Here is a 15,686-nt window from a genome sequence, read left to right as displayed (position 1 = left end):
GTCTATTTCATGCCCAGACGCAGCGTCGCCTGCTGCATCTCGGCAGGGAAAAGCACCACCGGCCTGCCGTCCTGGACCTGGATGATAGGCAGGTTGCGGTTCATGTTCATGCCGTCTTCGCGGAATTTCACCGGGCCGTAGAACGTGTCCACGTCCAGGGCCGCCAGCGCATCGCGCACCTTGGCCCGCTCGCGCGTGCCGGCCTGCTCGATGGCCTTTTGCAGTACCACCAGGGCCGCGGCCGAGGAGGCGTATACGTAATCGGGGTCGGCGCCGGTGCGCTCGCGCACCGCCTGGGCAAAGGCCTGCGTGCTGCCGAACACGTCGTCGGCCTCGTAGGTTTGCGACGCATGCCACCAGGTGGCGCTGGTGACGTTCTCGGCCAGCGGACCCAGGCCGTCCACGAATTCCCGATAGGCCGGGCCGGTGATCATGGTGACGATAGGGGCGGTCACGTCCAGGTCGGCCATTTGCTTGCGTGCCAGGATCAGGTCGCTGGTGTAGCCGGTGACGTAGATCCAGTCGGGCCTGGCTGCCTTGATGGCGGTCAGCGCGGCGCTGAAGTCCATGGTGCCGACCGGATAGAGCGATTCGTAGACGACCTCTATGCCGGCCTTGGCGGCCTGGGCGCGCATGGTGGCGGCCATCACCTTGGGAAACACATCGTCGCGCCCGAGCACCGCGATGGTTTTCAGGTCGTCCTTGTTTTGCTGGAAGTGGCCGATCATGGCGTCGACCAGCCCGACCGACGGGGCAAGGGTGCCGAACAGGTGCTTGTAGCCCTGGTTGTGCACCGGCTCGCTGGAGGCCACCGCGATCACCGGCACGCCGTAGCGTTCGGCCACGCCGGCCACCACCTTGGCGTGGCCCGAACCGAAGGGCGCGGTCATGAAGTCCACGCGGTCCTGGGTGATCAGGCGCTCGGCCAGCTGCTGCGCGCGTTTTTCGTCGGATTGGTAGTCATAGGTAACCAGCTCGACCGGCACCTTTTCGGCGCCAACCCGAATGCCGCCCTGGGCCTGGATGCGCTCCAGCCATAGCTGGTAGGCGGTCTGTTGTTTCTTGCCTTCGTCGGCCAGGCCGCCGCTCAGGGCCAGCGGGGCGCCGATGCGCAAGGGCTGGACGGCCAGGGCGCGGGCGCTGGCCAGCAGGCTGGCCGCGGCCAGCGCCAGGACGGCTGCGCGGGCCAGGGAGCGCGCCCGGGAACAGGCAGGTGTCGCTGCGGGATGCTGCATGAAGGTCCCCTTCTCGTGTCTGGCGAAAAGGGCGTTTTTCTGCGCGCCCCGGCCGCCTGGCGGCCCCGTGCCGCCAGGCTGCGGGTCATGCAATAAGCGTGCCAGTGTGCTGGCGGTTCAGCGCGCAGGGGCGGCGCGACGGGCCGCAATCCCAATGCTGGCGCGGCCCAGCGGCTTTTGAAATATGGGTGGTGTACCTCTTTTTTGGGTATGCGCCAGCGGCCGTCCATGCACAGCCGCGGGGCGGAAAACGCACCGATATGCGGCAGATAGGTGGTAGGCCACCTAAATGGGGCGGGCTACATCGGCGGCGCCTTGCCGGTCTCGTTCGGCGGCACCGGGGCCGCGCCGTCTGCCGGCCCGGCGGCGCCGCCCGTGCCTTGGAGGGCGCGCCTGAGGTGCTCGCAAACCAGGGCCTGGGCCTGGCGCGCCGCTTCCAGCACCGGCGCCATGCCGAAGAACTCGTGCGTGACGCCGGCGAAACCCTTGTGCGTGACCGGCACGCCGGCCTCGGTCAAGGCATGGGCGAGCTGTTCGCCCTCGGTGCGCAGCGGGTCGATCCCGGCGGTGATGACGGTGGCGGCCGGCAGGCCCTGGAGCCGCGCGTCCAGCACGCGCAGCAGCGGGCTTTGCCTATCCTGGTCGGTAGCGGTCGCGTGCTCCAGGAACCACAGCATGGCCTCCTTGCCCAGCGGCCGGGCATTGGAGCTGTCGTGGTAGGACTCGGTATCGGTATCCATATTGGCGAGCGGATAGACCAGCACCTGGTACAAGGGGGCCTGCAGGCCCTGGTCGCGCGCATGGATGGCGACGTTGATGGCCAGGTTGGCGCCGGCGCTCTCGCCCGCCAGGGCGATGCGGGCCGGGTCGGCGCCCAGCCCGGCGGCGTTTTGCAGCAGCCAGGCATAGGCCGCGCAGGCATCTTCATGGGCGGCGGGGAATTTATGCTCGGGCGCCTGCCGGTAGTGGGCCGACACGACGATGGCGCCGGTCTGCATGGCCAGCGCCCGCGGCGTGGCGTCGTAGGTGTCCAGGTCGGCAATGACCCAGCCGCCGCCGTGAAAGTACAGGATGACCGGCAGGGGCCCCTGGCCCGCGGGCCGGTAGACCCGCGCCGGGTTGGCGCCGCCCGCGGCGTCGGCAATGGCGATGTCCTCGACCTGCAGCGTATCGGCCGGCGGCGCGATGTTTTCCTGCCGCATCAGGTGCCGGACCGCGTCGGCGGGCGTGGGCTGGCGGCGTGCCTCTTCGGGCGTGAGCCTGTGCAGGGGCTTGGGATCCAGCCCGTCCAGGGCGTCCAGCACCCGCTGCATGTCCAGGTCGGCGTGATGGATGGGATTCAGGCCCATGGCCGACTTGACGGTGTCCATGATGCTCATGAGGTTCTCCTTCTCTCTTGGGTCTACCCTGGCCCGCCGGTCCCGCGTGGCCCGGCATGCGCCGGGGCGCCATGCGCATACCTTGGCATGGGGGCTGGCGCGAAAGTGGGGCCGGGTGTAGCGGTGCGTAGCACCATGTATCCGGCGCGGGCGTCTCAGCGTTGCGGCAGGGAGGCGATCAGGTCGGCAAAACGCTGGCCCTGGATCAGCACGTGGTCGCGGGCCAGCCGGGCGCTTTGTTCGGCGTCGCCGGCAAGCAAGGCCTGTACGATGGCCTCGTGTTCGCCGTAGGAAGTCGCGACGCGATCGCGCACCCGCAGCTGCAGGCGGCGGTAGGGGCGCAGGCGCCGGTGCAGGCGCTCGGCTTCCTCGATCAGGAACTGGTTGCGGCTGCCCGCATAGAGGGTCCGGTGAAAAGCCTCGTTGCGGTAGTAATACTCGTCCGGATCGCGGGCGTCGCGCGAGGCCTGGCAGGCACGGTGCGCGGCCTGCAGCGCGAGGTGGTCGGCCGCGTCCATGCGCCGGGCCGCCAGGCGCGCGCACATGGATTCCAGTTCGGCCATGACTTCGAACATTTCCACCAGCCGGGCCGGGCTGGCCTGGGCCACGACCGCCCCGCGCCTGGGCCGGATCTGGATGATGCCTTCGGCATCGAGCTGTATGAGGGCTTCGCGGATGGGCGTGCGCGAGACGCCGAAGCGCGCGGCCAGTTCGCTTTCGTCCAGATGCTGGCCGGGGGCCAGTTCGCCCATGGCGATCATTTCTTCCAGCGCTTCGCGCAGGGACTCGGAGCGGCGTTTGTTCAAGAGACCGGCTCTATCTAGCTTGGAATGGAAGCCCCATCTTAAGCCATGCTGTCTTGATTTTGTATAAAAAAAGATCTACTGTGTATACAAGAATTCAGACGGCGTACACATAGAAGGAGCGGCCATGGCCCCCGAAGGGCAAAAGCAATGGGATCTGTCGGTGCGCAACCGCCAGGCGCGCCTTTCGCGGGCGGCGCAGGCGCTGGGCCACGGCGGCAAGGTGGTCCAGGCCGGGCAACTGCCCGAATTGCTGGCGGCCATACTGGAGCCGGGCGACCGCGTCTGCCTGGAGGGCAATAACCAGAAGCAGGCCGATTTCCTCGCGCAGGCGCTGGCGGGCCTGGACCCGCGGCAAGTCCACGGCCTGCACATGGTGCAATCGGTGCTGGCGCTGCCCGAGCACCTGGACGTATTCGAGCGCGGCATCGCCGCGCGGCTCGATTTCTCCTTCTCGGGGCCGCAGGCCCTGCGGCTGGCGCGCCTGGTCGAGCAGCGCCGCATCCAGATCGGCGCCATCCATACCTACCTGGAACTGTTCTCGCGCTACTTCATCGACCTGACCCCGCGCGTGAGCCTGGTGGCGGCGCAGGCCGCCGATGCGCAGGGCAACCTCTATACCGGGCCCAATACCGAGGACACGCCGGTCATCGTCGAGGCCACCGCTTTTCGGCGCGGCATCGTCATCGCCCAGGTCAACCAGGTGGTGGACGCCGTGCCGCGCGTGGACATCCCTGGCGGGCAGGTGGATTTCGTGGTGCAAAGCCCGCGGCCGCATTTCATCGAACCCCTGTTCACGCGCGACCCGGCGCTGATCTCCGAAATCCAGGTGCTCATGGCCATGATGGCCATCAAGGGCATCTATGCCGAATACGGCGTGCAGCGGCTCAACCACGGCATCGGCTTCGATACGGCGGCCATCGAACTGCTGCTGCCCACCTATGCCGAATCGCTGGGGCTCAAGGGCAAGATCTGCCGCCACTGGGCGCTGAACCCGCACCCGGCGCTGATCCCGGCCATCGAGGCCGGCTTTGTCGAATCGGTGCATTCCTTCGGTTCGGAGCTGGGCATGGAAGGCTACGTGGCCGCGCGCCCGGACGTGTTCTTTACCGGCGCGGACGGCAGCATGCGCAGCAACCGGGCCCTGTGCCAGGCGGCCGGCCACTACGCCTGCGACATGTTCATCGGCTCCACGCTGCAGATCGACCTGCAGGGCAACAGTTCGACGGCCACCCGCGGGCGCATCGCCGGCTTTGGCGGCGCTTCCAACATGGGCGCGGACGCGCGCGGGCGCCGCCACGCCAGTCCGGCCTGGCTCAAGGCCGGCGAGCAGGCCCGGCAGGCCCGCGGCGGCGCCATGCCGCGCGGCCAGAAGCTGGTGGTGCAGATGGTCGAGACCTTCCGTGAACACATGGCGCCGGCCTTCGTCGAAAACCTGGACGCCTGGCAGCTGGCCGAAGACATGGGCATGGACCTGCCGCCGGTCATGATCTATGGCGATGACGTCACGCACATCCTGACCGAGGAAGGCATCGCCAACCTGCTGCTGTGCCGCAACGCGCAAGAGCGCGAGCAAGCCATCCGCGGGGTGGCCGGCTATACGCCGGTGGGCCTGGCGCGCGACCGCGCCATGGTCGAGAACCTGCGCGACCGGGGCGTGATCCGCCGGCCCGCCGACCTGGGCGTCGATCCGCGCCTGGCCACGCGCGACCTGCTGGCCGCCCGTTCGATCAAGGACCTGGTGCGGGCCTCCGGCGGCCTGTACCAGCCGCCCAAGCGTTTCAGGAACTGGTAGGGGTGCAGCGCACATGGAACAACTGAACTATCGCTATGAAGGGGGCCAGCCCGTGGCCCGCGCCAGCGCCCAGCTGGTGGGCGTGGTCGCCTCGGGCAACCTGGAGATCCTGATCGAGCCGGCCGAGCTGGACGGCGCCTGCGAGGTGGCCATCGACACCGCCGCGCGCGGCTTCGGCCAGATCTGGCAGGCTGTCATGGACGACTTCTTCGCGCGCCACCGCCTGGCCGATGTGCGCATCTCGATCAACGACAATGGCGCCACGCCGGCCATCGTCAACCTGCGGCTGGACCAGGCGGTGCTGGCCTATCGCCAGGGAGGTGCGGCATGATCCGGCGCAGCTACTACGAAGCCTCGGCGCGCGAGCGCATCGCCGGCCTGCTGGATCCGTCAAGCTTTCGCGAACTGATGGGGCCGGCCGAGCGCCGCGTCAGTCCGCACTTGCAAACGCTGGACCTGCCGGTGGCCTTCGATGACGGCGTGGTGGTGGGCGAGGGCCGGCTCGATGGCCGCCCGGTGCTGCTTGCCGCGCAGGAGGGCGAGTTCATGGGCGGGGCGGTGGGAGAGGTGCATGGCGCCAAGATCGTCGGCCTGCTGCAGCGCGCCGAGCGGCTGGCCGGCGAAGGCCGCCCGCATGGCGTGCTGCTATTGCTGGAGACCGGCGGCGTGCGCCTGCAAGAGGCCAATGCCGGCCTGATCGCCGTCTCGGAAATCATGCGCGCCATCCTGACGGCGCGCGCGGCGGGCGTGCGGGTCCTGGCGGCCATCGGCGGGCGCTACGGCTGCTTCGGCGGCATGGGCATCGCCGTCAGCGGCGTGGACGCCATCGTCATGAGCGAGCAAGGACGGCTGGGCCTGTCCGGCCCCGAGGTGATCGAGACATCGCGCGGCGTCGAGGAGTTCGACTCGCGCGACCGCGCCAAGGTCTGGCGCACGGTGGGCGGCAAGCACCGCTACCTGCTGGGCGATTGCCAGCAACTGGTCGAGGACGATATCGCCCACTTCCGCGCCGCGCTGTCGGCCCTGCTGCAGGATGCCGGGCAGGCGTGCCCCGGTTTTTCGCTGCAGGCCGTGCAGGCCGAGCATGCCTTGCTGCAGGCCAGGCTCGAACGCTTCGGCCAGGCGGGCGATGGCCTGGACATCTGGCAGGCGCTGGGCTGGGAGCAGCCCGAACAGGTGCCTGTGCTGGAGTGCGCCGATTTCCTGCAGGCGGCGCAAACCCGCCGCGCGCGCTAGGAGGAACCCGAGATGCAATGGCAAGAACTGGCCGACAGGCTGTTTAGCGCGGGCCACGATATCGCGCAGCAAGGCGATTTCCTGCACGGCACGGGCCGGCGGCCCGGGCGCGAGTATGCGGTGATAGGCACCGCCAACCATGCCGAAGTGGGCGTGGAGCTGGCCCTGGCCATGGCAGGCGCGGTGCTGCGCACCATCGAGGCGTTCCCGGGGCGCCCCATCCTGTTCCTGGTCGATACCCAGGGGCAGCGGCTGCGCCATCGCGACGAACTGCTGGGCCTGAACCGCTACATGTCCCATTTGTGCAAATGCGTCGAGGCCGCCCGCCGGCAAGGCCATCGCGTGCTGGGACTGGTGTACAGCCAGGCGCTGTCCGGCGGCTTCCTGCCCAACGGCATGGCGGCCGACCTGTGCGCCGCCTTGCCCCAGGCCGAGATCCGCGTGATGAACCTGCCGGCCATGGCGCGCGTGACGCGGCTGGACGAAGGCCGGCTGCGCGAACTGAGCGGCAGCTCGCCGGTGTTCGCGCCCGGCGCGCAGAACTACGTCAGCATGGGCGCCATCGACGGCCTGTGGGAGGGCGACCTGGGCCAGGCGCTGGACGACGCCTGGGCGCGCGCCACGCCCCAGGACGGCCGCGCCGCCCTGGGCCAGGCGCGCGGCGGCCGCAGGCTGGCGCACGAGATCATCGCCGGCATCCGCGACCGGGCCTGACGCCATGACCACGCCGCCGGCTCGCCACGATTTGCTCTGGCTGCTGCCCGGGGCGGCCGCGGCGTTGGCCGGCCCCTTGCGGGCGGCCGGCAACGCGGCTGATGCCGACGTGATCGAGCCTTGGCTGGCGCAGGGCCGGCCGGTCGTGCTCGGCCGCCAGCCCGAAGGGCTGGACCCACGCTGGTGGGCCGCCGGCCTGCCGCTGCCGCCGGCCCAGGGCAAGCGCCGCATCGCGCTGCGCGTGCGCCGCGATTGGGTTGCGCGCCGCGCCCAGGCCCTGCCGCTGGAACAGGCGGCCGCCGCGGCGCCGCCCGCATGGCGGGGCCCGCTGGCCGCGCTGCAGGCGCAGGCCGGGCGGATCGGCCTGCCGCTGCGCGTGTTCGGTTCGCTGGCGTGGCAGCGGCTGACCGGCATGCAGTATGTGCAAGCCGGCTCCGACCTGGATCTGCTCTGGCACGCCGGCGATGCCGAGCGATGCGCGGCCGCCTGCGCGCTGCTGGCCCGCTGGCAGGCCGGCTGCGGCATCGCCGTCGACGGCGAGCTGGTCTTCGGCGCCGATAGCGCGGTGTCCTGGCGCGAATGGCAGCGCGCGACGCGGCATGACGACCCGCGGGCGCAGGTCCTGGTCAAGCGGTTCCAGGGCGCCGCGCTGCTGCCGGTGTGCGCCTTGCGCCGGATGATGCCGGCCTTGCCGGCCGCCGCGCACGAGGCGCCGGCATGCTGAACGCGCAGCCCAGCCCGCTTGCGCCGGCTTGCGCCGCGGCTGCGCAGCGCCTGAGCCGGCTGGCGTTGCGCAGCCTGTACGCCGAGCTGGCGCTGTATCCCAAGCCGGGGCTGGTCAGCCCGGTCGACAGCGGCAGCCATGACGATATGGATGCCGCCACTTTCCTGCGCAGCCTGTTCGCGCTGCGGCGCTATTACGCCGATATCGCGATGGCGGGCATGCAGCAGGCCGGCTTCGCCCGGCTGCGCGGCCTGGGCATGGCGGCCGAGGCGCGCATGCTGCGCGCCACCGGCGGGGTGAATACCCACCGCGGCGCCATCTTTGCCCTGGGCTTGCTGGCGGCGGCCGCCGGCCGGCTTTGGGCGCAGGATGCGGCCGCCGACGACCAGGCCTGGCGCGCAGCCCTGCGATGCTGGACGCGCGAACTGCGGCTGGTACCGGCCGCGCCTTCGCACGGCATGCTGGCGGCGGCCCGCTACCAGGCCGGCGGCGCGCGAGCCCAGGCGCTGCAAGGGTTTCCTGCCGTATTCGAACTGGCGCTGCCGGCCTTGCGCACGGCCTTGGCCCAAGGCGCCTGCCCGCGCCGGGCGCGCCTGCATGCCTTGTTCCACCTGCTGGCGCAGCTGGAGGACACCAACCTGCTGTACCGCGGCGGGCGCGAGGGCCTGGATTGGCTGCGCGGCCAGGCGCGGGCGTTCCTGGCGGACGGCGGCGTCTTCGCCCCCGGCTGGCTCGCCCGCGCCCAGGCCATGCACCAGGCTTGCCGCGTCCGCCGTCTTTCGCCCGGCGGCAGCGCCGACATGCTGGCGGCGGCCTGCTTCGTGCATGCCTGGCAGGGCGATACGGCGGACCTGCGGTATCCACGGGGGCGGCCATGAGCCTGGCCGTGCTGTGTCCGGGCCAGGGCAGCCAGCACCCGGCCATGTTCGAGAAGCTGCGCGGCGATGCCGCCGCGCGGTCCGTGCTCGAGCATGCCGCCACCGTGCTGGGGCCGGGCTGGCTGGCGCTGCTGGATGATCCGCAGGCGCTGTATGCCAACCGCAACGCCCAGCCCTTGCTTTGCCTGGCGCAGTACGCCTGCTGGCAGGCGCTGCAGGACGTGCTGCAGCAGGCCAGCGCGGTGGCCGGCTACAGCGCGGGCGAGGTGTCGGCCTATGCCTGCGCGGGCCTGCTCGATGGGCAGGCGCTGGCGGCCGTGGCGGCCGCACGCGCGCGCCTGATGGACCAGGCGGCGCGCCCTGGCGGTCTGGTGGCCGTGCGCGGCTTGCGCCGCCCGCAAGCGCTGGCCTTGTGCCGCGCGCATGGCGCGTTCGTGGCCATCGTCAACGGCGAGGACGCGCACGTGCTGGGCGCGCCGGCGCCCGCGCTGGCCGGTCTGGCGGCGCAGGCCGAACATGCCGGCGCGCAGGTTGCCGTGTTGAAGGTGGGCGTGCCTTCGCATACGCCCTTGCTGGCCGATGCGGTGGCGCCGCTATCTGCCTTGCTGCGTGAGCACATGCGCGGCGCGTTGCAAAAAACCGTCATCGCCGGCATCAGCGCGGACCGGATCGCCACGCCTGCCGCGGCCATCGACAGCCTGTCGCGGCAGGTCGCGCAGACCATCGAATGGGCGGCCTGCATGGACGCCTTGTACGAGCGTGGATGCCGCGTATTCATTGAGCTTGGACCGGGCAACGGCTTATCGCGCATGGTGGCGGCCCGCTATGCCGACGTGCGCGCGCGATCGGTCGATGACTTCCAATCCTTGTCCGGCGTGCGTGCATGGGTGCAGCGCGAATGCGACGCGATGCGTTGAAAATGCGAATGCCCGCCGTGCGGATGCAGCGTCTGCGCATAATGATCTCTACAATTGCGATTGAATAACTCGTTATCAATCGCCAAGGAGGTCTCCGGATGGCTACGACTGTCAAGAAAACCGCTGTGAAGAAACCGGCTGCCGGCAAATCGGCCGCCAAGAAAGCCCCCGCCGCCAAGCAGGCTGGCGCGGCCAAGAAGGCTCCCGCCGGCAAGCAAGCCGTCAAGGCCGCCGTGAAACCCGCCGCCAAGAAAGCCGCCGTCAAGAAGGCGCCTGTCAAGAAGGCTGCTCCGGCCAAGAAGGCCGTCCCTGCGAAGAAGGCGGTTGCGGCGAAGAAGGCGGTTGTGGCGAAGAAGGCTGCGCCGGCGAAGAAGGCGGTTGCGCAGAAAGCCGCGGCCAAAAAGGCTGTAGCCAAAAAGGTCGTGGCAAAGAAAGCCGTAGCCAAGAAAGCCGTAGCCAAGAAAGTGGTCGCCAAGAAAGCGCCGGCCAAGAAGGCGCCCGTCAAGAAGGCACCCGTCAAGAAGGTTGCTGCCAAGAAGGTTGCTGCCAAGAAAGCGGTAGCCAAGACGGCGCCTGCCAAGCAGCCCGCTGCGAAAAAAGCGGCCGGCAAGGCTCCCGCCAAGAAGGCCGCTGTCAAGAAAACCGCTGTCAAGAAAACCGCTGCCGCCAAGCCTGCCGTCAAGAAAACGGCGGCCAAGAAGGCCCCGGTGAAGGCGCCGGCCGCCAAGAAAGCGCCGGCCCGGAAAGCTGCCGCCAAGAAGCCGGTAGCCGCGCAGCCGGTTGCCAAGAAGGCGCCCGTCAAGCCGGCTGCCAAAAAAGCCGCTCCCGCCAAGAAAGCCGGCGGCCTGCCGCCCGCGCCCACGAGCAAGCCCAAGGTCCAGGCCCCCGCGCCGGCCAAGGCCGCGCGTGCGCCGCGCAAGCAATCGAACCGCCTGCCGGTGGCCGAAGCCGTTCGCCAGGCTGCCGAGGCGGTCAAGCAGGCGCGCGAGGAAACCGCCGCGGCGACCGCCTATACCGGCGCGCCCTACGGTTCCGATCCGCAAGGCGCGGTGCAGGACCGGGTCCAGCAGGACCTGTCGGCCGAAGCTGCCCGGGTCGCCGAGAGCGAGCGCCAGGCACAAGCCACGCCTGCGCAAAGCATCGAAGCCACCGCCACGCACCGCAACCTGGCCCGCGGCGACCAGACCAAGCGTCCCGGCAACCAGTAAGGCCCTCGGCCACCGCAGGCCGCGCCGGCGCTTTCCCGCAAGGCGCCGCGCGCGGGCGCGGACGGTGCGGTTATTGGATCATCGGCACGCTGGCGTGCCAGCCGCCCTGGTTGCCTTCGATAGACCAGCCGTAATGGCTGGCCACCTGCCGCGCTTCTTCGGCAGTGACCACCGACAGCGCGGCGTCGGCCTGCGCGTTCGCCGGCGCCGGGCCGTCGTCCCGGACGGTGGCGGTCAGCCGGCCCGCTTCGTCGTAGTCCAGCTGCAGCGTGGCGCCCGGCTGCATGTCCTGCAGGGTGTACAGCAGCCAGGCCAGCAGCACGTAGCGCGAAGGTTGGACCTTGACGATGCGGCGGGTGTCGGTTTCCTCGGGCAGCTGGATCTTCTTGCCGGTCAGCAGCAGGTGCGTAAACAGCAGCTTGCGGCATTCGAACAGCAGGTTGTGCAGGTCTTCCAGGCTGCCCGTATCGGCAAACCAGTCGCCCAGCCCGCGCATCGCGTCCACGCCGTCGTCGAGCAACTGGTCAATGTCTTCCACCAGCTGTTGTCCGCGGTCGGGCGCGCCTGCGCCATCGGCCGCGGCCATCGAGCGCGCAAGCATGGCGGCCGCCAGCTTGGCATTGGAGATAGGCTTGACCGCGTCATGCCGCAAGACGGGAAACACGTGCTCCAGTACCTTGAACTGCACGGCTTGTACGTCGGCAACGGGTGCCTTGCGGGGGGCGTGGGACATCAGAAGCTCCTTTTCTGTGCGGTTTGCGCAAGCATATTTTCCAGCACGGCCAGATCCACGGGTTTTTCCAGCCAGGCATCGAACATCCCGTTCTGCTCGCGCTGCATGCTTTTGGGCAGGCCGCTGAGCGCCACGATCCTGGGGGGAGCCTCGCGCTGCTTGCGCAGGCGCGCGGCCAGTTCGTAGCCGTCCAGGTCGGGCAGGATGATGTCCACGATGACGATGTCGGGATTTTCCTGTGCGCTCTTTTCCATGGCCTGCTCGCCGCTGCCCGCCACGCTGACGCGGTGGCCCAGCAGGGTGATGAATTCGGAAAGCAGTTCGGAGGCCAGCTCGTTGTCGTCGACGATCAGGACTCGCATGGGATCGGGAGCATTCATCGCTGTGTCGTGCCGTTGGATCTTCGAAAGGAATGCATGCCGATGTCATCGGCGGAAAGCCGGTTTGCTGCCGGTATGCGCGGGGCTCGTTTTCGCAGTGCGCCAGTCCTGGATTGTGCCTGAAATGGCATACCGGTTTTCCATCTGCGCATTATTGTTACTTCGGCGTAGCATTCCCGGCCAAGGTAAGGCGGTACAGTGCGCAGCGTTGCGCTGTTTCAGTCCGGAGTGCCCATGTTCACCACCGCCCCGACCCTGACCGTCGAACAATACCGCTGGATGAAGACCCTGTCCGTGCAGCGCGGCCTGCGCAGCAAGGATATCCCGCAGGAGGTGGCACGCGCCTTGCTGGCAGGCCGCCTGGTGGCGCAGCAGCAGGGCATGGCCACCATCACGCCCGAAGGCAAGGCGGCCTTGTCCGCCTATACCGGACCGGTTTTCTGAGGCGGGCGCCGCGTGCGTCTTGGCTTCCGCCGGCGCAGGCGCGCAGCCCCGCCTGGCGCCCCGACATAACAAGCTGGAGATAGGATATGACCGATAAACGCACCGGTGCGGACAGTCCGCCCGCCGACAACGACCCGCACGCCGTGACGGCGGTATTCATCCGCATCGTCAGCGGGCAGGCTTCGGAGGTCGACTACGCCCGATACGTCGATCTCTGGGAGCAGCGCACGGCCGCTCACCAGGCCGCGCGCAGCCACCCGGCCTGACACGCCCGCCTGGCGTTGGGCGTGGCCCGCCTGGCCGCGCCGTGGCGTCAGGCCTGCGTGGCCGGGCTTGCCACTTCGGTGCGGTTGCGCCCGGCCCGCTTGGCCTGGTAAAGCGCCGCATCGGCATGCTTGAGCAGTGCTTCGCCATGGCCCGATGTGTCTGGATAGTGGGCCAGCCCGATGGAAACCGTCAGTGTCTCGCCGGTGGGCGTAGGCGCAGCCGCCAGCGCCTCGTGCAGCCGTTGGGCTGCTCGCCGGGCATCATCCAGGCTGGCGCGCGGCAGGACCACCAGGAACTCCTCGCCGCCGATCCGGCAAGGCAGGTCGGAGTCCCGGCAGTTTTTGCGTATGACCTGGGCCACGTGCTGCAGCACCCGGTCGCCCACGTCGTGCCCGTAGGTATCGTTCACGCGCTTGAAAAAGTCGATGTCGATAGCCATGACGGCATAGCACTGCTGGCTTTGCAGGTAGCCCTGCATGGACAGGGCCAGCCCGCGGCGGTTGGCCAGCCCCGTCAGCGGGTCGGTGGCGCTTTCCTGCCGCAGGCTCTGCAAGGTGTCGTGCACCGCCGCCAGGCCGGCGATCAGCGCCTTCTTCAGATGGGCCGCCTCGAAGTACCAGGACTTCACCTGGCCGATGCGTGCGGAGGTGTCGCGCTGCTCCATGTCCTGCGCGATGCCGGCCAGTTGCCACAGCGGGCGCGCGATCAGCTTGGATAGCCACCAGATGGACAGCAGCAGCACGCTGAGCAGGGGCAGGGTGATGCCCACGGTGTCCCACAGCAGCTTGCCGGCGTGTTCGATCGTGCTGGCGGTAGGGCGCTGCGCGACCACGCCCCAGCTGGCATTGTTGATCCAGGCGAAGCCGGCCAGCATGGCCGTACCGTCGGCGTCGGGCGCCTGGCGCTCGCCTTCCATCCCGCTGGCGGCGTCCTGGGCGATGGCATCGCGGCCGGTTGGCTGACCGATGCGCTCGGGATCGGGGTGATACAGGATCACCCCCTTGCGGTCCACGACATACAGCTGGGAGCCATCGCGGTAGTAGTGCTGCCCCAGCAGCCGGTACAGCACGTTGCGCTCGTGCAGGAAGAGGGTGCCGATGACAGCGCCGAGATAGGCCTGGTCCTCGCCGAATATGGGATAGGAGATGCCGACCAGCCAGCGGCCGGTGGTGCCTTGGTACGGCTGGCTGATGCTGGGCCGCCGCTCGGCCAGCACCTGCGCGGCGTAGGGCGAATTCAATTCGCGGTTGGCCAGCGCGGTGTTTGGGGGCGAGACCGCCAGCACGCGGGCGTGCGCATCGATGAACACCACCGAATCGAAATGCTGGCTTTGCTGCTGCAGCCGCATGGCTTCGGCGCCCAGGCGGCCGGCATCATCCATCCTGCCTTGCAGCATATCGACGCTATAGGCCAGCAGATGCTGCGCATCGGCCAGCAGGTGGTTGGTGACCGAGGCCAGCTTGGCCGCGTAGACCCGGTTCGATTCGAGCGTGTTGCGCAGCAGCACGTCGCGTTGCACCAGGTAGCCGGCGTAGAAACTGATGAGCACGGCCAGCAGCACCGAAAGCATGCATAGCCAGAGGATGAGGCGCCGCAGGTCGACGCGCAGCAGGCGGGCACGGGAAGGCATCGCGGCAATCCTAAGGGGGCCGGGGTGGCGGTGCGGGCAGTCCTGGCGGGGCAGGGCGGCGTGGGGCGGAATATTTCAAACAAGTGTACCCGCACGCCCCTAAAACATGTATAATCTTTGTCTTCGCTTTTGTTGCGCTGTTGTTTTGCGCGCCAGGCGCCGGGCTGTTAGCTCAGTTGGTAGAGCAGCGGACTCTTAATCCGTAGGTCGAGTGTTCGAGCCACTCACAGCCCACCAGGTATTCGCAAGGGTTGGCAGGCAAGCGCCTGCCAACCCTTTTTTATTGCCCTGGTTTTCTTTCTCGCTCGGCCAAGGGGGGCGGCATGGCATCTCCGGCGATGGCCTACGGCGCCGCGCCCGGCAGCGCCAGCTCTCCTTCGTCGCTGAACCGCGTCCCGCCCAGCATGCCGCCGGCCAGCCGCCCGTTCAGGCGGTAGGCAAGCGCGCCGCCGGGCTGGCCGTCGAGCCAGCGCCTGGCTTGGCGCAGCGCGCTGACTGCCGATACCGTGACGGGCACGGTCAGGATGGCTTCGCCCAAGCGTGGGATGCTGCCGCGCTGGTCGCTGACCCCGCTGGCGAAAGGCTGGCCGTTCAGGTCCAGGTCCAGTACGACGCCATCGTAGCTAATGGCAGCGTCGCTGGGATTCTGGACGCGCAGCTTCAACTCGAAACGGGCCTCCAGCCCTTGTCCGGCCGCCGGCTCCAGGCCGACGACGCTGACGCGGGGCGCTTGCCGGCCGGGCCACGATGCGCAGCCGGACAGCAAGGCGGCGGCCAGCAGGCAGGTCCCGATCAGGCGGGCGTACGGTGACGGTGAACGCGCGTATGCGGGCATGGCGGGCGCCTCATGGGGAAACGCTTTCATTGTAGTGGCGCGCGGCCCGCCGGCCTCGGGGGCCGGCAGGTCGATATCGGGCGCCAGGGTCGGTCTGATGGGCCGTCAGGCACCGCTTTTGCCTCCCAGCGCCGCACTTACGACGATCTCCACCAGCACGTCCGGCGCGGCCATTTCGCATTGCGCCGTGGCGCGGGTGGGCGCCGACCCCGGGGCTGTCCACGCATCCCAGATTTCGTTCATGCCGGCGAAATCGTTCTTGATGTCCTTGATCCAGATCTGCGCCGTCAGCAGGCGGTTCTTGTCCGTGCCGGCCTCGGCCAGGAACTTTTCTATTTTCGCCAGGGTTTGCCGGGTCTGGCCGCGTATGTCCTGGCTGCGGTCATCGGCAGTCTGGCCGCCTACGAAGACGATGCCGTTGTAGACCACGGCACGGCTGCGCCGCGCATCGGTGGCGATGCGGATGATGTCGTTCATGTCATGCTTCCTTGCTCGGGTTGGGAATGGG

The 15,686-nt window shown here is 69.0% G+C and carries 18 protein-coding genes and 1 tRNA gene; 11 read left to right on the top strand and 8 right to left on the bottom strand.

Going from position 1 to position 15,686, the window contains the following annotated elements:
- Positions 1–2: 2 nt before the first annotated feature.
- The 3 genes from V8Z80_RS11915 to V8Z80_RS11905 form a co-directional block, all read right to left on the bottom strand.
- A complete protein-coding gene (locus V8Z80_RS11915) occupies positions 3–1,235 on the bottom strand; it encodes an amino acid ABC transporter substrate-binding protein (protein WP_155193133.1) in 1,233 nt (410 codons plus the stop codon).
- Between the two features lie 299 nt (positions 1,236–1,534).
- Positions 1,535–2,614 (bottom strand): alpha/beta hydrolase, encoded by a 1,080-nt coding sequence (locus tag V8Z80_RS11910; RefSeq protein ID WP_336062106.1) that lies wholly within the window; start codon positions 2,612–2,614, stop codon positions 1,535–1,537.
- A gap of 155 nt (positions 2,615–2,769) precedes the next feature.
- Positions 2,770–3,420 (bottom strand): GntR family transcriptional regulator, encoded by a 651-nt coding sequence (locus V8Z80_RS11905; protein WP_336062105.1) that lies wholly within the window; start codon positions 3,418–3,420, stop codon positions 2,770–2,772.
- Positions 3,421–3,544: 124 nt separating this feature from the next.
- Here V8Z80_RS11905 and mdcA point away from each other — a divergent pair, with 124 nt between their 5' ends.
- From mdcA to V8Z80_RS20905, 8 genes are all read left to right on the top strand, one after another.
- Positions 3,545–5,212 carry a malonate decarboxylase subunit alpha gene (gene mdcA / locus V8Z80_RS11900; RefSeq protein WP_336062104.1) on the top strand — a complete coding sequence of 556 codons (1,668 nt, stop codon included), beginning with the start codon at positions 3,545–3,547 and terminating at the stop codon, positions 5,210–5,212.
- Between the two features lie 13 nt (positions 5,213–5,225).
- On the top strand, positions 5,226–5,543 hold the full coding sequence (gene mdcC / locus V8Z80_RS11895) for a malonate decarboxylase acyl carrier protein (RefSeq protein ID WP_155193128.1): 318 nt from the start codon (positions 5,226–5,228) through the stop codon (positions 5,541–5,543).
- Entirely contained in the window at positions 5,543–6,448 is a 906-nt protein-coding gene (locus V8Z80_RS11890; protein ID WP_442951971.1) for a biotin-independent malonate decarboxylase subunit beta, read from the top strand. Before mdcC ends, V8Z80_RS11890 begins: the two co-directional genes overlap by 1 nt.
- A gap of 12 nt (positions 6,449–6,460) precedes the next feature.
- Positions 6,461–7,162, top strand: a complete 702-nt coding sequence (locus V8Z80_RS11885) for a biotin-independent malonate decarboxylase subunit gamma (RefSeq protein ID WP_336062102.1) — start codon at positions 6,461–6,463, stop codon at positions 7,160–7,162.
- A gap of 4 nt (positions 7,163–7,166) precedes the next feature.
- Positions 7,167–7,886: a malonate decarboxylase holo-[acyl-carrier-protein] synthase gene (gene mdcG, locus V8Z80_RS11880; protein ID WP_155193125.1), complete on the top strand. Its 720-nt coding sequence runs from the start codon at positions 7,167–7,169 to the stop codon at positions 7,884–7,886.
- Entirely contained in the window at positions 7,880–8,764 is an 885-nt protein-coding gene (mdcB, locus tag V8Z80_RS11875; protein ID WP_336062101.1) for a triphosphoribosyl-dephospho-CoA synthase MdcB, read from the top strand. The genes mdcG and mdcB overlap by 7 nt, the downstream gene beginning before the upstream one ends.
- Positions 8,761–9,681: an acyltransferase domain-containing protein gene (locus tag V8Z80_RS11870; RefSeq protein WP_155193123.1), complete on the top strand. Its 921-nt coding sequence runs from the start codon at positions 8,761–8,763 to the stop codon at positions 9,679–9,681. The genes mdcB and V8Z80_RS11870 overlap by 4 nt, the downstream gene beginning before the upstream one ends.
- Before the next feature lie 98 nt (positions 9,682–9,779).
- Positions 9,780–10,889 (top strand): hypothetical protein, encoded by a 1,110-nt coding sequence (locus tag V8Z80_RS20905; RefSeq protein WP_442951968.1) that lies wholly within the window; start codon positions 9,780–9,782, stop codon positions 10,887–10,889.
- A gap of 70 nt (positions 10,890–10,959) precedes the next feature.
- Here the strand turns inward: V8Z80_RS20905 and V8Z80_RS11855 are convergent, their stop codons facing one another.
- On the bottom strand, positions 10,960–11,622 hold the full coding sequence (locus V8Z80_RS11855) for a hypothetical protein (protein ID WP_336062099.1): 663 nt from the start codon (positions 11,620–11,622) through the stop codon (positions 10,960–10,962).
- Positions 11,622–12,002, bottom strand: coding sequence for a response regulator (locus V8Z80_RS11850; protein ID WP_155193115.1), 381 nt, complete (start codon positions 12,000–12,002; stop codon positions 11,622–11,624). Before V8Z80_RS11850 ends, V8Z80_RS11855 begins: the two co-directional genes overlap by 1 nt.
- 234 nt (positions 12,003–12,236) lie before the next feature.
- On the opposite strand from V8Z80_RS11850, the gene V8Z80_RS11845 reads away from it, so the two are divergent.
- Together V8Z80_RS11845 and V8Z80_RS11840 are read left to right on the top strand one after the other, a co-directional pair.
- Positions 12,237–12,446, top strand: coding sequence for a hypothetical protein (locus V8Z80_RS11845; RefSeq protein WP_155193114.1), 210 nt, complete (start codon positions 12,237–12,239; stop codon positions 12,444–12,446).
- 86 nt (positions 12,447–12,532) lie between these two features.
- Entirely contained in the window at positions 12,533–12,712 is a 180-nt protein-coding gene (locus V8Z80_RS11840) for a hypothetical protein (protein WP_155193112.1), read from the top strand.
- 47 nt (positions 12,713–12,759) lie between these two features.
- Here the strand turns inward: V8Z80_RS11840 and V8Z80_RS11835 are convergent, their stop codons facing one another.
- Positions 12,760–14,343: a sensor domain-containing diguanylate cyclase gene (locus tag V8Z80_RS11835; protein ID WP_336062098.1), complete on the bottom strand. Its 1,584-nt coding sequence runs from the start codon at positions 14,341–14,343 to the stop codon at positions 12,760–12,762.
- A 161-nt stretch (positions 14,344–14,504) separates the two neighbouring features.
- Between V8Z80_RS11835 and V8Z80_RS11830 the strand changes: the two genes are divergently transcribed.
- Positions 14,505–14,580: transfer RNA gene (locus V8Z80_RS11830), tRNA-Lys, on the top strand.
- A gap of 106 nt (positions 14,581–14,686) precedes the next feature.
- Here the strand turns inward: V8Z80_RS11830 and V8Z80_RS11825 are convergent.
- A complete protein-coding gene (locus V8Z80_RS11825) occupies positions 14,687–15,178 on the bottom strand; it encodes an LEA type 2 family protein (protein ID WP_336062097.1) in 492 nt (163 codons plus the stop codon).
- Between the two features lie 105 nt (positions 15,179–15,283).
- A complete protein-coding gene (locus V8Z80_RS11820) occupies positions 15,284–15,655 on the bottom strand; it encodes a RidA family protein (RefSeq protein ID WP_336062096.1) in 372 nt (123 codons plus the stop codon).
- Between the last annotated feature and the right edge of the window lie 31 nt (positions 15,656–15,686).

Origin of the sequence: Orrella sp. JC864, from assembly GCF_037026685.1 — a bacterium.
GTDB lineage: Bacteria > Pseudomonadota > Gammaproteobacteria > Burkholderiales > Burkholderiaceae_B > Orrella.
This window is presented reverse-complemented; position numbering and strand designations above follow the sequence as displayed.

Bases quoted from the DNA above. Each gene is read 5' to 3' on its own strand.
- V8Z80_RS11915 (WP_155193133.1), bottom strand. From the start codon at position 1,235: ATGCAGCATCCCGCAGCGACACCTGCCTGTTCCCGGGCGCGCTCCCTG.
- V8Z80_RS11910 (WP_336062106.1), bottom strand. From the start codon at position 2,614: ATGAGCATCATGGACACCGTCAAGTCGGCCATGGGCCTGAATCCCATC.
- mdcA (WP_336062104.1), top strand. From the start codon at position 3,545: ATGGCCCCCGAAGGGCAAAAGCAATGGGATCTGTCGGTGCGCAACCGC.
- mdcC (WP_155193128.1), top strand. From the start codon at position 5,226: ATGGAACAACTGAACTATCGCTATGAAGGGGGCCAGCCCGTGGCCCGC.
- V8Z80_RS11885 (WP_336062102.1), top strand. From the start codon at position 6,461: ATGCAATGGCAAGAACTGGCCGACAGGCTGTTTAGCGCGGGCCACGAT.
- mdcG (WP_155193125.1), top strand. From the start codon at position 7,167: ATGACCACGCCGCCGGCTCGCCACGATTTGCTCTGGCTGCTGCCCGGG.
- mdcB (WP_336062101.1), top strand. From the start codon at position 7,880: ATGCTGAACGCGCAGCCCAGCCCGCTTGCGCCGGCTTGCGCCGCGGCT.
- V8Z80_RS11870 (WP_155193123.1), top strand. From the start codon at position 8,761: ATGAGCCTGGCCGTGCTGTGTCCGGGCCAGGGCAGCCAGCACCCGGCC.
- V8Z80_RS20905 (WP_442951968.1), top strand. From the start codon at position 9,780: ATGGCTACGACTGTCAAGAAAACCGCTGTGAAGAAACCGGCTGCCGGC.
- V8Z80_RS11855 (WP_336062099.1), bottom strand. From the start codon at position 11,622: ATGTCCCACGCCCCCCGCAAGGCACCCGTTGCCGACGTACAAGCCGTG.
- V8Z80_RS11850 (WP_155193115.1), bottom strand. From the start codon at position 12,002: ATGAATGCTCCCGATCCCATGCGAGTCCTGATCGTCGACGACAACGAG.
- V8Z80_RS11845 (WP_155193114.1), top strand. From the start codon at position 12,237: ATGTTCACCACCGCCCCGACCCTGACCGTCGAACAATACCGCTGGATG.
- V8Z80_RS11840 (WP_155193112.1), top strand. From the start codon at position 12,533: ATGACCGATAAACGCACCGGTGCGGACAGTCCGCCCGCCGACAACGAC.
- V8Z80_RS11835 (WP_336062098.1), bottom strand. From the start codon at position 14,343: ATGCCTTCCCGTGCCCGCCTGCTGCGCGTCGACCTGCGGCGCCTCATC.
- V8Z80_RS11825 (WP_336062097.1), bottom strand. From the start codon at position 15,178: ATGCCCGCATACGCGCGTTCACCGTCACCGTACGCCCGCCTGATCGGG.
- V8Z80_RS11820 (WP_336062096.1), bottom strand. From the start codon at position 15,655: ATGAACGACATCATCCGCATCGCCACCGATGCGCGGCGCAGCCGTGCC.